General features: G+C 68.9%; 2 protein-coding genes and 1 pseudogene. 2 read left to right on the top strand and 1 reads right to left on the bottom strand.

Annotated features, from left to right (window positions below):
* Positions 1–503: pseudogene (locus FKV24_RS07565) on the top strand (DNA repair protein RecN); the annotation flags it as partial.
* Positions 504–547: 44 nt separating this feature from the next.
* Here FKV24_RS07565 and fur read toward each other — a convergent pair.
* A complete protein-coding gene (gene fur / locus FKV24_RS07570; RefSeq protein ID WP_170288243.1) occupies positions 548–949 on the bottom strand; it encodes a ferric iron uptake transcriptional regulator in 402 nt (133 codons plus the stop codon).
* A gap of 284 nt (positions 950–1233) precedes the next feature.
* On the opposite strand from fur, the gene FKV24_RS07575 reads away from it, so the two are divergent.
* Complete coding sequence (locus tag FKV24_RS07575; RefSeq protein WP_111266326.1) at positions 1234–1638, top strand: outer membrane protein assembly factor BamE; 405 nt, start codon at positions 1234–1236, stop codon at positions 1636–1638.
* Positions 1639–1670: the final 32 nt, after the last annotated feature.

Below are 1670 nucleotides of genomic sequence, written 5' to 3' on the forward strand. Positions count from 1 at the left end.
CGGGCCGGTTCGAGGTCGCCGTCGAGGCGGTCGAGGAGGACCGCCCCGACCCGCAGGGCGCCGAACGGGTCGAATTCCTGGTCGCCGCCAATCCCGGGCAACCGGCGCGCTCGCTGCGCAAGGTCGCTTCCGGCGGCGAGCTGTCGCGGGTATCGCTGGCGATCGAGGTCGCCACCCTGGGCCTGGACGCGGTTCCGACGATGGTGTTCGACGAGGTCGACTCCGGCATCGGCGGCGCGGTCGCCGACATCGTCGGCCGCAAACTCAGGGCGCTGGGCGCGCGTCGCCAGGTGCTGTGCGTGACCCACCTGCCGCAGGTCGCGGCCCAGGGCCACGCCCACTACCGGGTCAGCAAGGCGGCCAGCGAGGGCGTGACCCAGAGCGCGGTGCAGTCGCTCAGCGCCGGCCAGCGCGAAGAGGAGCTGGCGCGCATGCTCGGGGGCGTGGAAATGACCCGCGAAGCGCGGGCGGCGGCGAAACGGCTGCTCGCCGACGTCGGCTGAGCACTGCCGGCGATGGGGCGGCATCCCGTGCCGCCCGGCCCCGGTCAGCGCTTCTTGCGCACGTAGAGCACCAGCGAGTGCTCCTCGATCTCGTAACCGTGCTTGGCCGCGATCCGGTGCTGCAGCTCCTCGATCTCCTCGCTCTCGAACTCGATGATCTTGCCGGTATCGATATCGACCATGTGGTCGTGATGGTGGCCGCGATCGAGCTCGTAGACCGACTGTCCGGATTCGAAGTTGTGCTTGAGCACCAGGCCGGCGGCTTCGAACTGGGTCAGCACCCGGTACACGGTGGCCAGGCCGATGTCCTCGCCACTGGCCATCAGATGACGGTAGATGTCCTCCGCGGTCATGTGCCGCGGCTTGGCGCTCTCCAGCAGTTCGAGGATGCGCATCCGCGGATGGGTGACCTTGAGGCCGGCGTTGCGCAGTTCTTGCGATTCCATAGGGGCTCCGGATATGGCTCTGTCGGGGCACTGCCTCGGCGGCCCGGCGGAAAGTATCGCCCGGGACGTGTCGGCACGATGGCAATGACGGAAGTCGGCGCGATTCCTGCTGGCGGGTTCGGAGGGCGGGTCCAGAAGGCCGACCTGCCGGTTCGTAAGGCTGGCATTGCGGCCGCGAAGCCAACGTCCGATGAACGCCGGCCCGCCGCTGCCGCGTCGCGATGGCTTCAGTGTATCATCGGCGGGTCCTGGGCAAGCCGTGAATACCCACCGTGAATTACCCGATGCGCAAGCTCCTGCCGATGCTCCTGGTTTCCACGATCGCCGCCACGACGGTCGCCGGCTGCGGCGTGATCTACCGCCAGCCGATCTACCAGGGCAACCTGCTGGAGTCCTCGGCGGTCGAACAGCTGCAGGCCGGCATGAGCAAGCAGCAGGTGATGACCCTGATCGGTTCGCCGTCGATCCGCGATCCGTTCAGCACCGACCGCTGGGACTACACCGCCAGCCAGCGCGTCGGCCGCCTGGCCCACACCGAGATCAGGAACCTGACCCTGTACTTCGAAGGCGACACCCTGTCCCGCTGGGACGGCGACTACTTCGAGGAGCAGGACGAGCAGCTGGCGCGCGACACCGTCCAGCAGTTCGGCCCCAACCTGGCCAAGGACAAGAACAAGCGCGGCCGCTGAGGCCGCGACCCGCGCGGCGCCGGTCGGGCCGC

The sequence above is a fragment of the Marilutibacter maris genome, from assembly GCF_006546735.2.
GTDB classification, from domain to species: Bacteria; Pseudomonadota; Gammaproteobacteria; order Xanthomonadales; family Xanthomonadaceae; genus Marilutibacter; species Marilutibacter maris.